Raw genomic sequence first — 21,449 nt, forward strand, 5'->3', positions numbered from 1 at the left:
GCTACTGATCCTCCATTTTGTAACCGAATCCACGAACCGTCTTGATCAGATCGCCTGGTGGGCCAAGCTTGCTCCGCAGACGGGTAATATGCGTATCAACCGTACGGGTGTCGCCGACATTGTTATAGCTCCAGACATTCTGCAGCAGCAGCTCGCGGCTGATCACCCGCCCGGAGCGTTCAGCCAGATAGAGCAGAAGCTTATACTCGGTGCTGGTCAGCTCCACTTCGATTCCGGCGCTGGTAACAACATGGCGCTCTTTGTCTATTACAATCTCACCAATGGTGAAGAGATCAGGCACCGGCGCCTCAGGTGCATTGCGCCTCAGCACCGCCCTTATGCGCAGCACGATCTCACGCATTGAAAATGGTTTGACGATATAGTCATCCGCACCCACCTCGAAGCCGACGACCCGATCGATCTCGTCCCCTTTGGCTGTCAGCATCAGCACCGGAATCCTGGATGTAGCTGCATCCTTGCGAAGTGCCTTGCAGACCTCGGTTCCCAGCATCCCCGGCAGCATCAGGTCCAGCAGGATCAGGTCAGGCAGTTCAGTGCGAATTCTTTCCAGGCCACTCAGCCCGTCGTGAACACAGGTGACGCGAAATCCTTCCCGCTCCAGATTATAAGACAGCAGTTCCGCCAGGTCCTTCTCATCTTCGACGATTAAAATCCGGTTCATGTATTCTCCCTCGGTTCTGAAGGCGAATAATATCATGGGTGAGCAGGTTTTAAATGTCACAATCTTGTTACAGGCAGAGGAGATTTTGAAACAAAAAATGGGGGAAGGCATGAAATGTATCAGCAAGGAATATGCTGCATATATGGAAGGATAATGGAATGTGCGGCGTCCTCGCCATCAGGTCAGGCTGATTCATTACTCGCTGGTTTTGCCAAAAGCTTTTTTTAACGATTTGACCGGTTTGGTTCCAGGCACGGCATAGGAGCAAAATTGAGCTGGTTTATCAGGTTTATCCCTTTCTATTTCAAGAATGACACAGCTGCTCTTTTTCAACGTGATCAGCTGACCATACTCCAGCAGTCCGGTAACCAGCATCCCGAGCTGGGGTTCATGCCCCACCACCATTACATGTTTTGCAGGATAAGATCGCACAAAACTTACCAGCTCTGACAGATTTCCGCCCGGGAGTAGCAACCCATTTATTTCCAGGGCGGCGGCTGGCCCGCATGACTGAGCCACGATTTGAGCGGTTTGCACAGCACGAACAAGAGGACTGCTGACGATCTGACACATGGATAGGCCGTGGTGAGCCAGGCGCCCTGCAACAGCCTCGGTTGCCTTTCGTCCCCTGGCAGTCAAATAGCGCCATTCATCAATCAATGACTCATCGGCATCGACCGCCTCACCGTGCCTGAAAACATACACCACCATAAGTATCTCCTTACCCCTCTTGTGCTTTTCGATTCTGAGAGCCAGGAGAACAACCGTCATTAATGTCACCACTTGTCATCAAGGTACCGTAGGGATCTCTGAAATACATCCAGGCGGTATATTCCGTATTGCCCTGGATCACGGTTGTCTCCCGGCGCACGTAATATCGTGGATGCCCCTCCATCTTGTCCAGCGTATGCAGGGTCTCTTCATCGATGCCATAGAGCTCGCCAACGATCGGGTAACGATTTTCTGAACTTGTCACATAGGGATAGCCGCTTACCACATACATCGCGTACTTTTCGCGGGTTGTGCAGAGTCCATAATACCGGGCATCGACTAGCAAATGGTGATTGACATGATTTTGCCTGAGAGAACCATATACAAAAATCAGGTTATTACCTTCCATTGCCATGTCTCCTTGTCATGCCCTGCATGAGATACCTGAAATCATACGGAAGAAACGTAGTCAGCGATAGATCGGGCAATCTGCTCTGACGAGTTCCTGTCATTACTGAAGAGCATTGTGTAGTGATCAAGGTCGCGGGCATCCGTGCCGAGAAAATCACTGGTGAAGCGGTCCCGCAGCCGCTGTTTCTTTTCTATCAGCTGTTCCGCGTCATCCGGGTGCATACTCAAACGCCGTGCCAGGGAATTACGTTTGTAATGCAGTGATGCATACAGCCTGAAATGGTGACAGTTATTGAGATGTCTGGTGATGATGGCACTTCCCCGGCCAACAATTATAACATTCCCCTGATGAGCAAGTGACAGAATGTGCCGGCACAACAAGTCAAAATACTCCTTTTCACTTTTCCAATGAGGCGAAAAGGTGGCCAGCACCTCATCCAGAAACCGATTCTTCTCTCCGAGGCCTCGCAGGATTTCTTCCGAGATATTGTGACAATTTGCCACCTCCTCCAGCAGGGCCTTATCCATCAGCACCCACTCTTCACCGCTTTTCCTGGTCATCATTTCGCGTAATTTTTCTGCCACCGGGTAGGCCTCACAGCCAAATTCCCGGGAAATGCTGATGCAAGGGCGCTTTGTCTGAGGCTTAGGCTTGCCGGCTTTTTCCTGCTGTTTGCGATTGTATTCTTCCAGGGAACCGATACGCAAATCTACGGAAGGTATCAAGAGGTTATCAGGCATAGCAGCTCCTTTTATTTAAAATTCGGATCAAGCATATTCATGCTCAGAACTAAACGCCTTCCTTTGCTTCGGTTTTGCCGGTCACCCCTTTGATTATTCCAAAGAACATCAAAGCAGCCGGTACCATTTGTGCAGCCACAATCAAGGCACAGAAACCAAGAAAGATCCATACAAACAAGCCGCTGGAGTCTTCGCGAGCCGATGAAGCTGCAAATGAGGTTGCAGGGGCTAGAGTTCCAATTATCGTTGCTAATGTTTTCATGACATCCTCCTGTATGTGGTGGATTGTGTTCTTGAAATACTGGATAGCACTGGATGTGCCAAGTTCCATGGAAAGCATTTTTATTGAATAAAGGTCCGAAAAAACAATAACTTCCAGCCTCATCCGCGTAAATCAGATAGTGACCCCAAACAATTACCCCGCCAACTGTATACACGAAATATACGACCCATTCGAAGCAATAAACTAAAAAAGCCGCTTCTGTAGTGGCTTTAGAGCCGCCGTCACACACACCACCAGTGTATATTTTTTTAAATAAAATTATGCAACCTGCTGTCGACATGACTGACAATGGTGTTGTCTTTTTTTACAGATTCGCCTGCGCATGACAGATGGCATAAAAAAATAATACTAAAAATTAATTACTTACAAAACGGGGCACTACTCTTGCTGCGACCAAGGGATATTCAACAGCACATTACGAGGAAAGGAGATGAAAAATGAAAAAGGCATGTGCAGCAGTTGGGTTTGGGGCAGTAATAGCTTTCTCAGGTCTCGCAGGTGCAACCACCTGGACAGACACGGTCGGCGAAAGCGGTTCTGCAACCCATACTTTCAACAACGGGCACCCCACCTACGCTTACACCTATGACATCACGAACATAAACAATATCGTGGACGGCAATAAAGCGTTCTTGCCGGGGGCAGACAGCATAAGCAGTGCAGAGTTGGTGCTTCATTTTAAAAACATAGATAGCCGTGACTCAGCGGAGATAAAAATCGGGAATTTCACCACTACAATTACCAACTCGGAAGAAGCAAGGGTCCAACTCCCTTCCAGCGTTCTGAATGAATTCTCTGGCAGCGGCATGCTCCCTGTAAGTATTACGGCCACGAACGTAAACAGCTTCCGTTTGGAAGATTCAATCCTGAACGTGAAAGGGAATGAATTTTCTTCAGCCCCAAATGGCACTGGGCAGACAACTTTCACTGGAAATGGAACGGCACCAGTACCGGAACCTTCAGCTTTCATCCTTCTGAGTGTCTGCCTGGGAGGATTGGCTTTGTTGAGGAAACGAGCAACGTCATAAGTTGTACAAGATATGGGGGAAAGCAATAAGGCACGGTAAATTACCGTGCCTTATCGTTGTCAGATAGCAACTAAAGAGGGATTATTGGATCTGGTTTTCACCATCATAAAAACGAGCGACAAGATTGTCGGGTGTTCTTTCCCGCAATCTGAGACGCTGATTGGTCCTGTCTTTCCTCATCAGCAAGCAGAACATCTGTCTAAGATATTGTCGCTCGTCCTGATTTATTTCGCTGGTAGTTATGCTAGCTTTTCCCATTGTTTGATCTCCTGATATGACTGCACAGGAATGATTATCATTCTGTAGCTGAGTTGACGTTTGACAACAAGAACTTCTTTACCTGACATAGATTGGCAAGCCTGCGAAGTAAGAAAGGCTTTTCTTTCGGGTCACTGGTGGATAGAAATCTATCATAAAGTGCCTGGTGCTGCTGGTCAACCATCTCAAGCGACTGGTACCTTCCGCTGCTGCTCATCTCTCAAAAACCTCCTCCAATATTAATGTATTGCAATAAATAAGACTATCACCAAACAAGCTGATGTCAAAGCGGAGAAAGCAGGTTTTTAGTATGCGAGCAGCAGGGAAGGATTTGTAGCGGGGCGTTGTGGCGACTTAATCATTGATTCTGTATGCGATTTCCGGATCCAGCATTTGAGGCAGAACAACTCCAGCAGCCGGAAGATGGATTGTAAAAGTGGTACCTACGCCTGATTGAGACCTGAAAGTGATTGTTCCCCCATGCCGGGTGATGATTGAATATGCTGTAGCCAACCCCAGGCCGGTGCCGACTTCAGCCTTGGTGGTAAAGTAAGGGACAAAAAACTTCTTGTGATGTTCTTCAATAATCCCGCCCCCCTCGTCATCGAAAGAGATTTCGACATACTCCCCCGGTGGCAAATTGAGCACATTACCCGGAGGTAAAGAGGTGTTGGCGCCCCGGATTGTCAACAACCCTCCGTTCGGCATAGCCTGCACGGCATTGATGATAATGCTGTTGAAAGCCTGGCCAAGGAGACTTTCATCTGCTTTTACCGCATTCAGCCACTCCGGCATATCAATCAATGAACGTACACAGGTCCCCATAACAACGAGGTCAACTGATTCCTGGACTAATCTGACAATTGAAACAGGTTTTCGGTCGGGTGTGCCCCCCTGAGCAAAATTCAGCAACTGCCTGGCAATTCCGGCAGCACGCTTTGAAGCTTTTTCAGCATTCTCCAATAAAGTGTATGACTTGTGCGACTCATCCATACATTTGCGCGCAAAAGAAATGTACCCCATCACCCCTGTAAGCACATTATTGAAATTGTGTGCAATTCCCCCTGCCAGCACACTCAGTGATTCGAGCTTTTGAACCTTGATAAACTGTTCCTGAAGCAACTCGCGATCAGTCAAATCAACGATGAGATCAACAATCATGTTGTGAGCGATCTGATTGCTGATAAGAACATGACGTTCAGCACCGTCCCGGCATGTCACACGGGCCTCAATGGTAATCGGCTCGGCATCTCGACCGATTGCAGTCAAGGCGGCTCGCCGTGCTTCCACCATTTCCATGCGATAGGCTGGGTCTGGAAATGCCCGGGAGAACCAGTCATCGATGGTGTTGATCTCCTCTCTGCCATAGCCAAATCGTTCTACAAAAAACAGGTTGAGGTAATTGATGATTCCATCCGCAGATGTCCATGCAACACCTACCGGCATATGGTCCATCAGATTTGTCAAGGCCTGCTGGCTTTCACGTACTGCCCGTTCGGCTTTTTTTCGTTCGGCAATTTCTTCCTCAAGTAGACGGTTGGTTTTCATTACGTGGGCTTTGGATTCCACCTCAAGAGTCAGAGCGGTGGACAACGCCTGATTAAGATCCCTGTTCTTGGACTCCTGCAATTTTAGTGACTGCACCAGGTCATTAATTGCCTGCGCGACCTGACCTGACTCATCATCATTCCTCACAGGCAGTGGACCAATATAGTCACCTGAATGAATTGCCTGAACGCTTCGGGCAAGTTCTGTAAAAGACTGGGTTACTTTGCGCATCGCAAGGTAGCTGAGACAGGAGACAATTGCCCAGAATATAAAAGCTATGCCGCAGACTGCTGTGATGGCATGATTTTTCTTCTGCACCAGCTGCCGAGTACTTCTGTCAATGCGAACCGTTCCAAGCAGGTTGCCGCTGGAATCGATGCTGCTGCCGGTTATGGCTTCTTCGGCTGAAGGCACAAATGAGGAAGTATGAACCTCCACTGTCTGAGTGATTACATCCGCTGAATCTGCGGGTTTACGAACTTCAGCCAATACGCGGCCCTGCGTGTTGGCTATGACCACGGCCAGGATGTCAGGTTCGCGGGCCGTTTCTTCCGCATACCGTTGCAGCGTTTCAACAGTCTCTGCATAGAGGTAAATCCGGATTGAACCGGCCAACTTCTCTCCCAGCAGTCGGCTCGCAAAAGCAGCCTGTTCTCGTTCATTATGGGAGACAACTCTGATATATGCCGCACAGAATGTAGCAATAACCAGAGCCGTCATGACGGTGAAAATGCAGAATAGCTTGAGGCGGAAACTGGCGCGGAAACCTGACGTGGGACGTACGGGCATTTAATTGACCTGTTAAACCTTTGCTGAGTCTGTAGAGAGGTCGTGATTCGAAAACACCATGAACTGCGACGGAAAAAGATACCACTCTACCAACCATGCGTCAAAAATTTTCCCTTCTTCCTCTCAATTATTCTTTCTTTCATACTCTGTCCTATGCCAGCCTTTATTATTTACAAAACTGCACACGCAGAAAAGGCTCAAGCCGTCTTATCCGGCCGAGCCTTTTCTGCGTGTGATGTCCTTTCTGCTTATGGTTGCTTGGTCACTGATATTACATAACTGCAGTTATACCCGGAATTATAGTTCTCCACAGCGTTGCCACGCATGGTGCCATCTGTGATTTCCAACTTGCCAAGGTTTTCCATTAACCTGGAGAAAAAGGGTGAGAAGTAGGTGAATCGGAAATCAATCCTTCGATCCCATATGTTTCCGGTTAACAAGTTACTTACAGCGGCGTCCGCACGTGATTCACGCAGCGTTGTTGTTCCGCTGAGCACGCCACCGCTCTGATTAAGCACCAGGCTGAAGTTGTACGTGCCGATCTGGCTGGGATCTGCAGGGTCATCGTAGATTGTGTAAGTGCCGGTCCATGTACCACTTACATCTGCCGGTGTAATCGTAGTACCGGCCGAAGCAGTAACACCCCCTAAAGTAGCTTTAATGGTGGTGGATCCAACCTTGGAAGCCAGAAGTCTGTTATTCTCATCAACCCCTGCAATGGTCGGATCAGATGACTCCCATGTCACGGAGCCGGTAAGATCCTGAGTAGTGCCGTTAGAATACGCACCAATAACTTTGAGTTGTTTGGTAGAACCTGCAGTGAGATTGCCAATCTCTGGAGTGATTGAAATTGTTCGCAGCTCTACATTGCTGACGGTCAACCCCGTGCTAACTGTAATATCACTGGGAATATTTTTATAAAATGCGCTGATCGTCGCATTTCCAGCCGAAACAGCGGTTACCATTCCTTCTGCAGTGATGGCTGCAATGGCTGAAGCAGATGAACTCCAAACAACTGCGGTCGTCAGGTCCTGGCTGGTATTATCGGAAAAAAATCCGGTAGCGTGGAATTGCGATCCGGTTCCAACTGCCAGATTAGTGTTGTCTGGTGTGATGGAGATCGATTGCAGAGCAGCAGATGTTACTGTCAGATTAGATGAACCTGCAATGCTGCCCAAGGTTGCAGTGAGGGTTGTTGTGCCGGCAGCAACGCCAGTGACCTTGCCAAGGCCAGCCACGGTTGCGACAGAAGGCTGTGACGAACTCCACTGCACAGCACCGGTTATGACAGAGCTGGTACTGTCCGAGTAGGTGCCGGTGGCTTTATAGTTATAACTTGTACCGGCTGCCATTGTTGTGTTTCCCGGAGTGACCGCAATAGAAACCAGAGATATGGCAGGCACCGACAAATTGGTCTTACCCGAAATGCCGTCCAGGGCTGCGGTGATGACGATACCCTGTGCACTGTGACCGAGGACAGTCACCATGCCTTTGGAGCTCTGATCATTGCTGACAGCCGCTGCGCCGGCATTTGATGAACTCCAGGTCACTTCTGTTGTGAGATCTTTTTCTTTGCCATCCGAATAAATGCCCGTGGCGGTAAACTGTTTTTGCAATCCCACTACCAAGACATTGTCCGATGGAGTTACCTTTATTGAGAGCGGTTTATCAACTGCACTGCCAACACTGCCGGAACCACTGCCACCACCACCACCACCGCCACCGCAACCAAAAATGCCAAGCATACAAAACACAACCAAAGCAAACATCTTCTTCATCATTATTCCCTCCCTAACCTGAATTTGCTGCACGTCCACGGCAGATAAAACACGAAACATGCCAAGGCAAAACCAGCAAAAACAGAACTTTACGAAAGGGACTGATGTTTATTTATGTGCAGCGAAAAGAGTTCTTTATTTAATTAACAGACACCAATTCAGCTCCAGCGCAGATTTGGAGCGATCGGTAAAAATTTAATCCATGTTAATCTTTTCGCGCAACTTCTAACGACATCCAGGCTTGCTGCACTTGGCCATGAAGTTTGTCGAAGCTTCCATGCCCATTTTAGATTTCGCAAGTTTGTTGTGAGTAAACTGAGGATAACTAAAGGAGGGGATAATCCGGATATCTTTGTATTCCGTGAAGGATCTCAGGGGAAGAATTTTTCTCAGTTGCCCTGACGAGCGGAAATGTCAAACCAGCTGTTGAACAGGAACAAACTCGTGTTGTGCAAAGGCATAATCGTGCCTGTGATGGTCAACATAAATACCGGCGTGAACGGCGGCAGCATCCTCGGCATATACCAGTTCTTCATTAGTAGGAATGACAAAGGTTCGGACGAGCGAGCCAGAACCGGTTATTTCATACTCACTGTTCTCTGGCATGGTACGGTTCCTTTCCAGGTCCAACCCGATCCCCAGGCATTCCAGCCCATTGAGAATCTTCTCCCGTGCATACCATTCTCTGACTCCCGCACCTGCTGTAAAGACAATTCCATCCAAAGGCCCGACAACTGCCAGATAAGCACCGATATATTTGCGGATGCGGTAGGCATCGATGTCCAAGGCAAGTCCAGCCCGGGGATCCCCATCCAGGGCGGCCTCAAGAAGATGCTGCCTGCTTGAACATGATCCCGTAATGCCCAAAATGCCACTCTTCTGATTGAGCATCTGCTCCAGTTCCCATACCGAGAGATTCATCTTCCGCATCATGTAGGATTGTATGCCCGAATCAATATCACCGCAGCGAGTTTCCATGACCGCACCTTCCAGTGGAGTCATTCCCATACTGGTATCGACCGACTGTCCATTTCGGATGGCGCAGAGCGATACACCCCTGTCAATATGTACTGTTATCAGATTGCAATCCTGAACAGGTTTCTCGAGGAGTACGCTTGCCCGCCTTGATACGTACAGGTGTGAAGGTCCATGAAAACCGTAGCGGCGCACTCTGTACTTTTCATACCATTCATATGGAAGTGGATACATGTAGGCACACTCGGGCAGAGTCAGGTGGAAGGCCGTATCGAAAATCGCCACCTGGCTGACATCGGGCAACAGCTTCATGCAGGCCTCAATTCCGGCAATGTTGGGAACACAATGCATGGGTGCCAGGTGTCCAAGATCCCTTATGGCAGTGAGCAGGTGATGATCCACTTTTACGGAATGACGGAACTGGTCACCACCATGGGCCACACGATGTCCTACTACAGAGATATGACCTGCATCTGGAATAACACCATGTCGCGAATCAGTCATTGTTGCTATGGCAAGGGCCACAGCACCATGGTGATCAATGAACTCGGCATCCAGAAAAACCCGCTTTTTACCGGGAGCCTTCTGGATAAGGAAAGCACTGCCCAATCCCACACGTTCAACCACCCCCATGGCAAGCACTGTCTGTCCACCGCTGGATAACAGGTGATATCTGATTGAGTGGTTCCAGCAATTAATTGTTAAAATTTTCATAGACGCATAATAAATAATTTTAATCTGGCAGTCATGTCTTTTCTTGAGCAACCAAGAGCTGCTGTCGAAAACATCATCGGTAGCGTTTCACTGGTAGCTGTCCTCGGTCAGCCCAGGCAGTGGCAGGAAAAAGAAACAAATGACACTTTAAGCGCGTTGCCGCGACACTCATTTATTTTATTTAACCTTTTATTTAAGCAATGGTATAAAATGCGTGGGCAAAATTGAAAAACACTTAGAAAAATCAAAACTAAGTGAGAGAGAAAATGGCCAATGTGACCATTAAAGATGAACAAATTGCGCAACAGCCTTACGGAACCGACGGTCCAGCCGCTCGGAAACCAGCCTGCGCAGAAGATCTGACTGAAGAATGGGCCACAGAATCGATTGACGAACTGACGGATACCATCCACCGGCTACAATATGAAATTAACATAAGACAAAATATTGAAAAGGACCTCCGACACAGCAGGGAAAGTTTCATGCTGGCAGTCCAAATGGCGAATCTTGGTACTTTTGATTATTATCCCGCCTCGGGAAAACTGCTCTGCTCAGACATAGCCAGAAACCATTTTGGATTTTCGCCAGACGCATCCCCGAACTACAACCTCTTTCTGTCCGCACTACATCCGGATGACCGCAACCGAATCGATCAATATATAGCCAATCTGGTATCAGATCCCGAGAGTGGTGGAACATACTCTGCAGAATTCCGCACCATCGGCATGGATGATGGCATTGAACGCTGGATAACTAGCCGGGGGGAAATTTTTTATAACACTTCAAGACAGGCGGTCCGTTTTATCGGTGTTACTCGTGATATCAGCGAGGAAAAACGTTCAAAAGAGATGATACTGCGCCTGAACAGAATGCATGCTGTTTTATCAGCCACCAATCAGGCAATAGTACATAGCCGCGACGAAGCCACCATCTTCCGCAAGTTCTGCCACGTTGCAATTGAACATGGCGGATTCAAATCGGCATTTATCGGGTTGGTCGATAGTACAACCGGTTTGTTTACCGTGACAGCATCCCATGGTGACACGCAATATCTTGATGATCTGCAAATATCCAGCAGACTGGAACCTGACGGAAAAAGACCTGTCAGTGTCCCGGTTGAATACATGCCGGCATACGGTAATTCTTGCAATGACCCCACGAGCTGGCCCTGGCATGAACGAGCCTTGCGCGATGGAGTTCATGCTTCTGCGTGCATTCCACTACTCCGAGACAATAATGTGATTGGCGCTTTAGCTCTCTATGCGGATAATAAGGACTATTTCGACTCCCATCAGATGGAACTGATCCGACAGATGGGGACCGATATTTCCTTTGCCCTTGGTGTAATTGAAAATGAAAAACGACGGCAGAAGGCTGAGCAGGCGTTACGCGAAAAGGAGCAGATGCTGCTTCAGCAGAGCAGGCACGCTGCCATGGGTGAAATGATCGGCAATATTGCCCATCAGTGGCGCCAACCACTTAATTCGTTGGGCCTGACAGCGCAACAAATGCTGCTCTTTTATGACCTGGGTGAATTCAACCGGGAATTTCTCGTGGAGTGTGTGGAAAAATCAATGGAACTCATTCAACACATGTCTGCAACCATTGATGATTTCCGAAGTTACTTCAAACCGAACAAAGAAAGAACAGGGTTCTGCTGTTATGATAGCGTCATAAAAACGCTTTCATTGATGGAAGGAAATTTCAGAGCCAAACATATAAAAGTAACAGTTCATGCCGAGTCAAAACCGATGATGTACGGGTACCCCAATGAGTTTACCCAAGTGCTGATCAATATTCTCAGCAACGCCAGCGATGCTTTCATCGAACATAAAATCTGCCAGCCTCATATCATAATTACTGTCTTTAATGACGAAGGAAAAACGATTGTCACAATCTCTGACAATGCAGGCGGCATACCTGATGACATCATTTGCAAGATATTCGATCCTTATTTCACCACCAAAGGATCCCAATCAGGCACAGGAATGGGACTTTTCATGTCAAAAGCCATAATTGAAAAAAACATGGCTGGTAGCCTGACCGCCCGAAATATCGAAGGCGGTACTGAATTCAGAATTGAAGTTTAACCCACCACCCATCTCTCTGCCACCCGGTCATCTTCCACCAGTTACATCCAAAAAAGATCCAGTAGAATACCCGCCCGGACATACTGCCAATGAGCACGTGTTGTTTTGACAACTCATGCTACAATTTTCAGTATCAGCTGATGTATTAGCAGCAGTTCCCATAGACAGGATCAGGGGATGCAGTTCCTGCCCCGCTTCAGGAGGAATGGCCATGCCTCAGATGACAGCGAGTCCACGGGTGAATCAGGGAGCATTGTTGACTGCGGCGGTTGCAGGACTTGTTGCAACGGTCTTCACTGGTTTGACCGACCGATTGCTTGACCGCTGCGTCAGCAAGGAGCAAAAAAAACGAGACCATCGAGTACGCAAAGGAACAGCCCACGAAATAGCTGGTCCCTATTTCGCGGAGAAAATAATGGGCAGAAAGCTGGGAGAGTGCGGGAGGAAACGGGCAAAGGCCACATTCAGCGTTACCTATTCCATCGGCTGGGGAATGATCTATGCCATGCTGAGAAAGAAATATCCCCAGCTTTCCCGGGCTGCCGGGCTGCCCTTCGCCATTCCTTTCTTCTTTGCCTGCGACGGCCTTATGGCACCCTTGCTGGGCATTTCCCCAAACCTTAAAAAAGTGCCTTGGCAGCCGAGTGTAAAAGAGATGGCAAATCATATTGCCTGGACCGCAACAGCTGAAATGGTGCATCGGGCGGCAGCAAAATTACAGGCAAGATAAAGGAGCTGTAATGGCACAACCACGATCAATGATGAGCCGGGAACTGCCCTCCTGGCTCAGTGCCCTTCTGATTTTCGGAACAGTGGCAACGGTAGTCTATCTTGAAATTAAACGCCCGCTGCGCAGAATGCGGCAGGACAAGGCAACCCGGGACATTCGAAATGTGTTCATGTCGCTTACAACCGCGGCCACCATCTCCCTTACCGAAAAACCGATAACCGCTCCCCTTTCCCGGGCAGTGGAACATCACGGGTTCGGGCTGCTCAAACTCCGTCGCCTGCCGGTATGGGCAGAACTTGTGCTATCGGTGGTGCTTCTTGACTACACCCTGTACATCTGGCATTACCTGACCCACAAGGTGCCCTTGCTCTGGCGCTTCCACCTGGCTCATCACGTTGATCTGGATCTTGATGCCTCGACAGCACTGCGGTTTCATGCGGGAGAAATGTTGTTATCGGTGCCATGGCGGGCTGCACAGGTGGCGGTCCTCGGCATCTCGCCGCTGGGGCTCGCGCTCTGGCAGACACTGACCCTGATGGAGATACTGTTTCACCATTCCAACATGCGGCTGCCATACGAGGTCGAACGAAGATTATGCCGCCTGATCGTTACTCCGCGGGTCCACGGAATTCACCACTCTGTCGTGCGGGAGGAAACCGATTCCAACTGGGCCACCATCTTCAGTTGGCCCGATTATCTTCATGGCACGTCCAGGCTGAATGTTCCACAAGACAGCATTACCATTGGCGTGGAGGCTTACCAAAATCCGGAAGAATTGACAGTGGGGAAGATACTGCAGCTTCCTTTTGCTGTGGACCGACTGAATCGGGAGACGCCAGACAAACATAAGCCACACCGGGCAGAAATTGCTGCATCTTTGACTTCCCTGGTGCCCTGAAGAGACTGGGCCAGCGGTAAAAACGAATACACGCCAGGGCTACCGATCCCGATCGGACCGGGGCGGTAAATGGCCCACCGCTGCTTCCGACCCGCCTTTACAAAATCTTTATGCCCACCAGCCATATCTTAACATTAATTTTATGCCCAACCCGTTAATCTGATGAATAGGGAAATGGTAGTACCTTGCCGTTGTTGATGGGAGGCGGCTGTGCGAGTATATTGGTTTTGTCCTGAAACAGGTGTGTACCAGGGTGAGGATTTTCTGGAGGAATCCGACCTCCAATGCACTCAAGGCGCAACAGGCATCGCGCCCCCAATATGCGCTTGCAACGAAGTACCGGTGTTTGATGCCGCGATGGAGCGCTGGAAACTTATGAAATTCTCCGAGATAAGGCTGCCTCTGCCCATGGGACAATCGTGAAACTGTTTTCTGAAGCAACCGGATATTTTCTCAGCATCTGCCTTGTGACTGCTGCGACAATTATCTGTGAATTCATCCGCCCCTACATGGTCCCGACAAACATGGCGATGATCTACCAGTTGGCAGTGGTCATTGCCGCCGTTAAACTGGGATTGCGGCCGGCAATCGCAACTGCTTTAATCGGTGTGCTTGCATTCGACTTTTTCTTTATTCCTCCCCGTCTTACTTTTAACGTCGCAGACAAAGAATATCTGGTGACATTTTCCGGTTTCATTATTGTGGGTGTCATTATCAGTTCATTGGTTGCCAAAGTGCGGGAGCAATCACAAGAGCAGGCCCGGCTCTCGCGGCAGGCAGAACAAGCCCGGATTCTTCAGGCACAGGAGAAACTGGAGCGCGCACTGCTCAACTCCATTTCCCACGATTTGCGTACCCCTCTGGTATCCATCACAGGCGCCATCTCCGCACTCAAGGACAAAGGCGACCACTTGAGCAGTCACGCCCGACGTGAACTTATGGAAACTGCCTACGATGAAACGGAACGCCTTAACCGATTCGTCGGGAACCTGCTGGACATGACACGAATCGAGGCGGGTGCAATGCGCCTCAAGATGGAGCCTTGTGATATCCAGGAGTTGGTCGGCTGTGCCCTGGATGCCATGGAGATGCGCCTGGGTGATCGGCCCGTTTCAGTTGACCTCCCCCCGGGGATCACCCTGGTACCGCTTGACATGGTGCTTATGAACCAGGTTCTGGTGAACCTTCTCGACAATGCCAACAAACATGCATCCGATCACAGCCCGATTGAGATACGAGTATCAACTGAGGATGACTGGCTGCAACTAGAAGTTTCAGACCATGGCCCAGGTGTTCCGGAGTCAGAACTGGTTCATCTTTTTGATAAGTTCTACCACATCTCCGTACCCGAACGGGGGGGTGGCACTGGCCTGGGTCTTTCCATATGTAAAGGTTTCGTTGAAGCCCACGGCGGAATAATCAGCGCCAAAAACCGGATCGCTGGCGGACTCACCGTTGAAATCCAACTTCCCTTGGCCGTTCGAAAAGAGGACACGTGACACATACCCAAAACAGCACCGGACACCGGATTCTTGTGATCGACGATGAAGCGGCAATCCGGCGCTTCCTTCACTCCGCCCTGTCTTCGGAAGAATTCCATCTGAATGAGGCTGAATCAGGTCACGAAGGCCTTTCTGTTGCCGCTTCATTCAGGCCGGATGTCATTCTTCTTGATTTGGGCCTGCCTGACATGGATGGCATCGAAGTCATCCGGCGCATACGGGAATGGTCAAATGTTCCTGTCATCATCCTTTCGGTTCGGGAACAGGAAGACGACAAAGTGGCCGCACTTGATGCCGGGGCGGATGACTACCTTTCCAAACCTTTCGGCGTGGGTGAACTGGTGGCCCGAATCAGAGCTGCATTGAGACGCTCCCTGAAAAATTCGGAAGAACCGGTTTTCAAAAGTGATGATCTCACGGTGGATATCCCCAAGCGCCGTGTCTTTGCAAATGGTGGGGAAATACAGCTGACACCCACAGAATACGATCTGTTGCGCCTGCTCATTACCCATGCCGGAAAAGTACTTACCCATTCCCAGATATTGAAACAGATCTGGGGAGTCGCATATAAGGACCAATCCCAAGTACTCCGTGTGACCATAAGCAATCTGCGAAAAAAGATTGAACGTGATCCCTCTCGCCCACGGCACATAACCACTGAACCGGGTGTCGGTTACCGATTGAGACTGAAAGAGGGTTAAAATGAATTATTTCGCAGGAGCACAATAAGATGCAGGATAAAGCTGATTCATACTGGGGCGGCATCGTCAAATCAATGGGGCTGGTATTTGGCGATATCGGCACCAGCCCGATCTACACCCTGACCGTCATCTTCGCCCTCACCGCGCCAACCCTTGATAACGTCTTCGGTATTCTCTCGCTTGTATTCTGGACTATGACAATACTTGTGACTGCCGAATACGCCTGGCTGGCAATGAGTCTGGGACGAAAAGGAGAAGGCGGCACCATCGTGCTCAAGGAAATCCTGGCGCGCATGCTCAAGCCTGGCCGCCAGCTTGGGTTCGTGATCTTTCTCTCGTATGTGGGGGTCTGCCTGCTCCTGGGAGATGGTGTCATCACCCCGGCAATATCGATCCTCTCGGCGGTTGAGGGGATGGCGCTCATTCCCGGCCTGGAACATACCTCTCAGAATGTTCTGATCCTGGTTGCCGGAGTCATCGCAGTAGGGCTTTTTGTCGCCCAGTACAAAGGCACTGACAAGGTAGCCAAAGCCTTTGGCCCGATCATGGTGGTCTGGTTCGTCTCCCTCACGCTTTCCGGACTGACTTCAATCGCTTCCATGCCTTCCATTGCAATGGCGATCAGCCCGCACTATGCAATCAAATTCATGCTTCATCACGGGCTGACCGGCTTCTTCGTACTATCCGAGGTAATCCTGTGTGCCACAGGCGGTGAGGCGCTTTATGCCGACATGGGACACCTGGGACGGAAACCGATCATGCGCGCCTGGTATTTTGCTTTTGTTGCATTGACTATTAACTACTTCGGTCAGGGTGCATACCTTTTCAAGCATCCCTATGCCAAAAACTATCTGTTCGGAATGGTCCAGCACCAGGCTCCGATACTCTACATTCCCTTTCTGATACTAACGGTCATGGCCACAGTCATCGCCTCCCAGGCCATGATCAGCGGTGTCTTCTCTGTTGTCTACCAGGGCATCACCACGCGCATCATGCCGCTTCTGCGGGTTGATTACACATCGACCCACTTCAAATCACAAATTTATATCAGCTCAATCAACTGGATGCTGATGACAGCCGTGCTCTTCATTATGCTGATTTTCCGCAAATCGGAGAACCTGGCGGCGGCCTACGGTTTAGCGGTGACCGGCACAATGACCATCACCGGCATAATGATGGTCATGATCTTCAGCCGTACCACCAAAAAGTGGAAAGTGCCCCTGGCGGTCGGAATCACGATTGTGGATCTTATCTTTTTCATCTCTTGTATGAACAAAATACCCCACGGCGGCTACTGGTCCATTGTCCTGGCCTCCTTCCCTTTTGCAACCATCCTGCTGTGGACCTATGGACAACGGGCTCTTTACCGGGCTCTCAGACCGCTTGACTTTGAAACCTTCGAACTGGCCTACAATCAGATCTATGCCAAGGGACACAACATTCCCGGCACCGGATTATTCTTTGTCAAGGAGTGGAGCGTCATCCCTCCTTACCTGGTGCACTGCATTATCCGCAGCAACATCATCTACCAACGCAATGTGCTGATTTCCATCATCAGAACCGACCATCCCTACGGCCAGCAGACCAGCCTGAAGTCCGATTTGGCTGTCGGATTGGATGCTGTCGAAGTCAAGGCCGGCTATATGGAGATGCTGGATATCGAAAGTATTCTGAGGGAAAAGGGAATACAGGAAAAAGTAATCTTTTACGGCATCGAAGATATTGCAACAGACAACCCGATCTGGAGGATCTTCTCCACTATCAAGCGCCAGACCCCCAACTTTGTGCAGTTCAACAAGTTGCCAGCGGCAAAACTTCAAGGTGTTGTAACAAGGGTAGAGATGTGATTCACCTCTTGGCTACCGAATCAGTGGCCAAGGTTACTTCGCTGTAAATTCGTAGCTCACGACACCACCATGGCCTCTCTGACATGGTGGTGTCAGCCCCCTTCAGCAGTATTCCTCCTATCGAAATTCTTCATCGGACATGAAATTAACCGTTCATAAAGATGCCTTCATTGGCACTCTTTTGGTTGTTGTACCAGAGCTTGTGTAGTATCTACTTTATTTTAGGCCACGGAACAATTTCGCCCGAGATAGAAGGCTCTGAAGCTGGCAATCTTAATAATTTAGCAGTTTGATTGTGTGATGGGGAAAAGTATGGATCAGACGGATTCCGGACAGGACGGAGTTGCTTCAGGCTTCGATTTCAAGGCTCTAGCCAGCCTCGCCCTCGATGCTGCACAGGATCAGGTTTTCTGGGTTGACGCAGTCGGGCGGGTGATCTATGCCAACCACAGCACCTGCTCCACCCTCGAATATTCGCAGGAGGAGCTGCTGACCATGACGGTTGGCCACTTCTGTCCCGACCTCACGGCGCACAAATGGGCTGAATACTGGCAACAACTGAAGTCTGCCGGACAGATGGCATCGAAGGTCAGGCAGCGTTCGCGCCTGGGAAAATACTACGTTATCGAGGTGTCGGCCACCTATCTGCATCAAGAGGGCAAGGAATTCTCATGCATCTTCGGAAGAAAGACAGCGCCCCGGACCTGTTTTGAGAATGATCTTACAGGGACCAAACAACAACTCGAAACCATTGTCGACACCATGCAGGCCGGTTTGATCATGGTCGATCCACAAGGCATCATCACTTTCGCCAATCAACGTATGGCCGATATGTTCGGCTACCCTCTCGCTGAATTGATCGGCACTTCCTATTCGGAGCATGTCCATCCTACCCAGCGCAATGTTGGTGACGAGCGCATGCATCGACTCATAGCCGGTGATATAGACCATGTACACCACGAACGCTATTTTATGCGCAGGGATGGCCGCACCTTCTGGGGGCACCTCAGTGGCAGGCGGCTCGAAGATTCCCAGGGAAAGATGATCTCGCTGGTAGGAGTCATCGCCGATATATCGGAGATAAAACAGGCTGAGGAAGACCTAAAAAAAAGGGAGCAGCAGTTTACCTCCCTGGCAGAGAACCTGCCGGACATCGTGGCACGTATCGATCGTGCTCACCGTTATGTTTATATCAATCGCCAGATTGAGGCGGTGTCTGGTAGTCCGGCAGAGTTTTTTTTTGGCAAAAACCATTGGGAACTGGGCTTTAATCCCGAACTGATCAAGCTTTGGGTTGAGGCAGTCACCAAGGCCTTTGACACCGGAGAAATTGTCAATGTGCGTTTTGAATATGAGGCAGAGACCGGGATCAGACACTTTGAATCACGTGTCGTCCCGGAACGAAATAACGATGGCGTTACAGAGTTTATATTAAGTATTTCACGAGACGTCACGGATTCCATGCGTGCAGAAAAACAGCTTAGGGAAAGTGAAGAACGCTATCGCACCATCATAGAGAATATGCAGGATGTGTATTACCGATCGGATGCGGAAGGGCAGCTGATCATGGTCAGCCCCTCAGGCGTATCTCTTCTTGGCTATGATAATGTGGATCAGGTTTTAGGACTTAACATCAGGAACACCTTCTATTATGACCCGATGGAGCGTGACGCTTTCCTCCACAATCTGCGTCTTAAAGGCCAGGTCAATGGCTATGAACTGAATCTGAAACGCCGGGACGGAACTCCGCTGCCTGTCGCCACATCCAGCCGGCTCCTTTTTGCAGCGGATGGCACCTTTACCGGAGTCGAGGGCATCTACCGGGACATCAGCCTGTTTCGGAAAGCTATGGACCAGCTAAGGGCCAGCGAAGAAAAATTTGAGCGAGCATTCAAACACGCGCCGGTGTTGATGGCTATCAACGACGTTGAAGATGGACGTTTTCTGGAGATCAATGACAGGTCCCTTGAGATTTCCGGCTTCAGTCGCGAAGAAGTCCTTGGAAGAACTCCGCTTGAAATAGGCTGGATATCCCCTTCCGGGCGAAATCAGATAATCTCGATCCTCAAGCGCGACGGCCGTATACAGGATTTTGAACTTGTCCTGGCGGCTAAAGATGGTACGCCGATATATTGTTTATACTCAGCAGAACTGATCACGGTTGAAGGAAAAGACCGACTGCTTTCCATCGCTCTGGACCTTACCCAGCGCAGAAAGATCGAAGAATCCCTCAGCCACTCCCAAAAACTTATTTTCAGCATCGTTGAGAATGCCCCTTCTGCCTATTTCGTCAAAGATGTACAGGATAACTTCCGGATAGTTTTGTGGAATAAAGCTGCTGAAAAGATATTCGATTTACCGGCAATAGACATGATCGGCAAGAATGACCACGACGTATGGCCAAAGGAGCAAGCGGACATATACCTTGAACTTGACCGTACAGTGGTGGCAACACGAACACCGTTGGACATTCCTGAACTGATCTGCACCCATGCCAGCAGGGGAACGATCTATCTGCGTACACGCAAGGTACCATTATTCGACAACAACGGTAATGTAAGCCATCTTGTGGTGATATGCGACGACATCACACAGCACCGCATGATGCTGGCTGAAATCGTTAAAAACCAGAAACTTGAATCATTGGGAGTCCTGGCAGGTGGAATCGCTCACGACTTCAACAATATTCTTACCGGGGTCATCGGTAATATCTCATTTGCCAGAGCCTTTCTGGATAAAGACCATAAATCGACTAAAATACTTCTCAAAGCAGAGAAGGCCGCCAATCGGGCTGCCGATCTTGCCCAGCAACTGCTTACTTTTGCCAAAGGGAGCCAACCGATCAAACAACCTGTTTCAATACGGGTCATCATCGCAGAGTCAGCCTCGTTTGTTTTGCGCGGCTCCAACGTATCTATCACTATTGAAATCCCCAATGACCTCCCTGCTGTCGAAGCCGACGAAGGTCAACTCGGCCAAGTCTTCAATAATCTCATTATCAATGCATCCCAATCCATGCCGGAAGGGGGTGCAATAATCATCAGAGGGAGGCAGGTGACGGTCACTGCCGCTGATGGACTCTTGCTGGCCCCGGGCCGGTACGTACAAGTCCGTGTAACCGATACGGGATGTGGCATTTCTGAAAAAGATCAAAAAAGGATCTTCGACCCTTATTTCAGCACCAAGCTCTCGGGCAGCGGCCTTGGCCTTGCGTCAGCCCACTCCATCATCACTCAACATGGCGGATCTATCACGGTCATCTCAGAGGTTGCCAAAGGCACGACATTTGAACTACTACTGCCTGTCAGTGACAAGCAGCCTGTCCAAAAAATCATTTCCAAAGAATCGGTTACGTTGGGGGAAAAAATGGGACTTTCCGTGCTTGTGATGGACGACGAGGAGATCATCAGAGATATGACTTCGATGATTTTAGAGGAATTGGGTTACCAGTCCCAGACCTGTGCCAGCGGCGAAGAAGCGGTTGCGCTGTACAAGGCGGCACAGAAGCTTGGAACCCCCTATTCCGCGGCAATAATGGATTTGACAATTCCGGGGGGAATGGGCGGCAAAGAGGCGGCACAGCACATCCTGGAGATAGACCCGCACGCTCGACTGATTGTATCAAGCGGATACTCTGCAGATGCCATCATGGCCGATTATGCTAAATTCGGATTTTGCGCCACACTGCTTAAGCCTTACAGTGTTGAAGAAATCATAAAAGTTCTGGGCACTGTGCTCTTAAACCGGTGCAGCTGAATCACAC

The 21,449-nt window shown here is 49.6% G+C and carries 18 protein-coding genes; 8 read left to right on the forward strand and 10 right to left on the reverse strand.

From position 1 onward, the window contains the following. Position 1: 1 nt before the first annotated feature. The 5 genes from KJB30_RS05645 to KJB30_RS05665 form a co-directional block, all read right to left on the reverse strand. Positions 2–682, reverse strand: a complete 681-nt coding sequence (locus KJB30_RS05645; protein WP_214296968.1) for a response regulator — start codon at positions 680–682, stop codon at positions 2–4. 195 nt (positions 683–877) lie between these two features. Continuing rightward, positions 878–1,453: a phosphohistidine phosphatase SixA gene (gene sixA, locus KJB30_RS05650; RefSeq protein WP_214296969.1), complete on the reverse strand. Its 576-nt coding sequence runs from the start codon at positions 1,451–1,453 to the stop codon at positions 878–880. Beyond that, the gene (locus KJB30_RS05655) at positions 1,404–1,802 is read right to left on the reverse strand and encodes a gamma-glutamylcyclotransferase family protein (RefSeq protein ID WP_214296970.1); all 399 of its coding nucleotides are present in this window, start codon (positions 1,800–1,802) and stop codon (positions 1,404–1,406) included. Before KJB30_RS05655 ends, sixA begins: the two co-directional genes overlap by 50 nt. Before the next feature lie 41 nt (positions 1,803–1,843). Beyond that, the gene (locus KJB30_RS05660; protein ID WP_214296971.1) at positions 1,844–2,545 is read right to left on the reverse strand and encodes a cytidylate kinase-like family protein; all 702 of its coding nucleotides are present in this window, start codon (positions 2,543–2,545) and stop codon (positions 1,844–1,846) included. A gap of 49 nt (positions 2,546–2,594) precedes the next feature. Beyond that, positions 2,595–2,807: a hypothetical protein gene (locus KJB30_RS05665; protein ID WP_214296972.1), complete on the reverse strand. Its 213-nt coding sequence runs from the start codon at positions 2,805–2,807 to the stop codon at positions 2,595–2,597. A gap of 458 nt (positions 2,808–3,265) precedes the next feature. On the opposite strand from KJB30_RS05665, the gene KJB30_RS05670 reads away from it, so the two are divergent. Further along, positions 3,266–3,856 carry a PEP-CTERM sorting domain-containing protein gene (locus KJB30_RS05670; protein ID WP_214296973.1) on the forward strand — a complete coding sequence of 197 codons (591 nt, stop codon included), beginning with the start codon at positions 3,266–3,268 and terminating at the stop codon, positions 3,854–3,856. Between the two features lie 81 nt (positions 3,857–3,937). Here KJB30_RS05670 and KJB30_RS05675 read toward each other — a convergent pair whose 3' ends face one another. The 5 genes from KJB30_RS05675 to KJB30_RS05695 form a co-directional block, all read right to left on the reverse strand. After that, positions 3,938–4,114 carry a hypothetical protein gene (locus tag KJB30_RS05675; RefSeq protein ID WP_214296974.1) on the reverse strand — a complete coding sequence of 59 codons (177 nt, stop codon included), beginning with the start codon at positions 4,112–4,114 and terminating at the stop codon, positions 3,938–3,940. Positions 4,115–4,151: 37 nt separating this feature from the next. Further along, complete coding sequence (locus KJB30_RS05680) at positions 4,152–4,331, reverse strand: hypothetical protein (RefSeq protein ID WP_214296975.1); 180 nt, start codon at positions 4,329–4,331, stop codon at positions 4,152–4,154. 137 nt (positions 4,332–4,468) lie between these two features. Next, positions 4,469–6,451, reverse strand: a complete 1,983-nt coding sequence (locus tag KJB30_RS05685; protein WP_214296976.1) for an ATP-binding protein — start codon at positions 6,449–6,451, stop codon at positions 4,469–4,471. Between the two features lie 248 nt (positions 6,452–6,699). Continuing rightward, positions 6,700–8,232 (reverse strand): Ig-like domain-containing protein, encoded by a 1,533-nt coding sequence (locus tag KJB30_RS05690; protein WP_214296977.1) that lies wholly within the window; start codon positions 8,230–8,232, stop codon positions 6,700–6,702. 411 nt (positions 8,233–8,643) lie between these two features. Next, the gene (locus tag KJB30_RS05695) at positions 8,644–9,918 is read right to left on the reverse strand and encodes an acetate kinase (protein ID WP_214296978.1); all 1,275 of its coding nucleotides are present in this window, start codon (positions 9,916–9,918) and stop codon (positions 8,644–8,646) included. A 266-nt stretch (positions 9,919–10,184) separates the two neighbouring features. Here KJB30_RS05695 and KJB30_RS05700 point away from each other — a divergent pair, with 266 nt between their 5' ends. From KJB30_RS05700 to KJB30_RS05730, 7 genes are all read left to right on the forward strand, one after another. Further along, positions 10,185–12,008 (forward strand): GAF domain-containing sensor histidine kinase, encoded by a 1,824-nt coding sequence (locus KJB30_RS05700; RefSeq protein WP_214296979.1) that lies wholly within the window; start codon positions 10,185–10,187, stop codon positions 12,006–12,008. A gap of 211 nt (positions 12,009–12,219) precedes the next feature. After that, positions 12,220–12,738, forward strand: coding sequence for a DUF1440 domain-containing protein (locus KJB30_RS05705; RefSeq protein ID WP_214296980.1), 519 nt, complete (start codon positions 12,220–12,222; stop codon positions 12,736–12,738). A gap of 10 nt (positions 12,739–12,748) precedes the next feature. Beyond that, positions 12,749–13,636, forward strand: a complete 888-nt coding sequence (locus KJB30_RS05710) for a sterol desaturase family protein (protein WP_214296981.1) — start codon at positions 12,749–12,751, stop codon at positions 13,634–13,636. 419 nt (positions 13,637–14,055) lie between these two features. Beyond that, on the forward strand, positions 14,056–15,135 hold the full coding sequence (locus tag KJB30_RS05715; RefSeq protein ID WP_367618930.1) for a sensor histidine kinase: 1,080 nt from the start codon (positions 14,056–14,058) through the stop codon (positions 15,133–15,135). Further along, positions 15,132–15,839 carry a response regulator gene (locus tag KJB30_RS05720; RefSeq protein ID WP_214296982.1) on the forward strand — a complete coding sequence of 236 codons (708 nt, stop codon included), beginning with the start codon at positions 15,132–15,134 and terminating at the stop codon, positions 15,837–15,839. Before KJB30_RS05715 ends, KJB30_RS05720 begins: the two co-directional genes overlap by 4 nt. A 29-nt stretch (positions 15,840–15,868) precedes the next feature. Then, entirely contained in the window at positions 15,869–17,686 is a 1,818-nt protein-coding gene (locus KJB30_RS05725; protein ID WP_214296983.1) for a KUP/HAK/KT family potassium transporter, read from the forward strand. A 312-nt stretch (positions 17,687–17,998) separates the two neighbouring features. Beyond that, positions 17,999–21,442, forward strand: coding sequence for a PAS domain S-box protein (locus KJB30_RS05730; RefSeq protein ID WP_214296984.1), 3,444 nt, complete (start codon positions 17,999–18,001; stop codon positions 21,440–21,442). The last annotated feature ends 7 nt before the right edge of the window (positions 21,443–21,449 follow it).

The sequence above is a fragment of the Pelotalea chapellei genome (assembly GCF_018531195.1).
GTDB lineage: Bacteria > Desulfobacterota > Desulfuromonadia > Geobacterales > Pseudopelobacteraceae > Pelotalea > Pelotalea chapellei.

What these genes read in the sequence shown, in the direction of transcription:
- KJB30_RS05685 (WP_214296976.1), bottom strand. Translation starts at nt 6,451, where the DNA reads ATGCCCGTACGTCCCACGTCAGGTTTCCGCGCCAGTTTCCGCCTCAAG.
- KJB30_RS05675 (WP_214296974.1), bottom strand. Translation starts at nt 4,114, where the DNA reads ATGGGAAAAGCTAGCATAACTACCAGCGAAATAAATCAGGACGAGCGA.
- KJB30_RS05660 (WP_214296971.1), bottom strand. Translation starts at nt 2,545, where the DNA reads ATGCCTGATAACCTCTTGATACCTTCCGTAGATTTGCGTATCGGTTCC.
- KJB30_RS05705 (WP_214296980.1), top strand. Translation starts at nt 12,220, where the DNA reads ATGCCTCAGATGACAGCGAGTCCACGGGTGAATCAGGGAGCATTGTTG.
- KJB30_RS05655 (WP_214296970.1), bottom strand. Translation starts at nt 1,802, where the DNA reads ATGGAAGGTAATAACCTGATTTTTGTATATGGTTCTCTCAGGCAAAAT.
- sixA (WP_214296969.1), bottom strand. Translation starts at nt 1,453, where the DNA reads ATGACGGTTGTTCTCCTGGCTCTCAGAATCGAAAAGCACAAGAGGGGT.
- KJB30_RS05670 (WP_214296973.1), top strand. Translation starts at nt 3,266, where the DNA reads ATGAAAAAGGCATGTGCAGCAGTTGGGTTTGGGGCAGTAATAGCTTTC.
- KJB30_RS05725 (WP_214296983.1), top strand. Translation starts at nt 15,869, where the DNA reads ATGCAGGATAAAGCTGATTCATACTGGGGCGGCATCGTCAAATCAATG.
- KJB30_RS05730 (WP_214296984.1), top strand. Translation starts at nt 17,999, where the DNA reads ATGGATCAGACGGATTCCGGACAGGACGGAGTTGCTTCAGGCTTCGAT.
- KJB30_RS05645 (WP_214296968.1), bottom strand. Translation starts at nt 682, where the DNA reads ATGAACCGGATTTTAATCGTCGAAGATGAGAAGGACCTGGCGGAACTG.
- KJB30_RS05665 (WP_214296972.1), bottom strand. Translation starts at nt 2,807, where the DNA reads ATGAAAACATTAGCAACGATAATTGGAACTCTAGCCCCTGCAACCTCA.
- KJB30_RS05700 (WP_214296979.1), top strand. Translation starts at nt 10,185, where the DNA reads ATGGCCAATGTGACCATTAAAGATGAACAAATTGCGCAACAGCCTTAC.
- KJB30_RS05690 (WP_214296977.1), bottom strand. Translation starts at nt 8,232, where the DNA reads ATGATGAAGAAGATGTTTGCTTTGGTTGTGTTTTGTATGCTTGGCATT.
- KJB30_RS05680 (WP_214296975.1), bottom strand. Translation starts at nt 4,331, where the DNA reads ATGAGCAGCAGCGGAAGGTACCAGTCGCTTGAGATGGTTGACCAGCAG.
- KJB30_RS05710 (WP_214296981.1), top strand. Translation starts at nt 12,749, where the DNA reads ATGGCACAACCACGATCAATGATGAGCCGGGAACTGCCCTCCTGGCTC.
- KJB30_RS05695 (WP_214296978.1), bottom strand. Translation starts at nt 9,918, where the DNA reads ATGAAAATTTTAACAATTAATTGCTGGAACCACTCAATCAGATATCAC.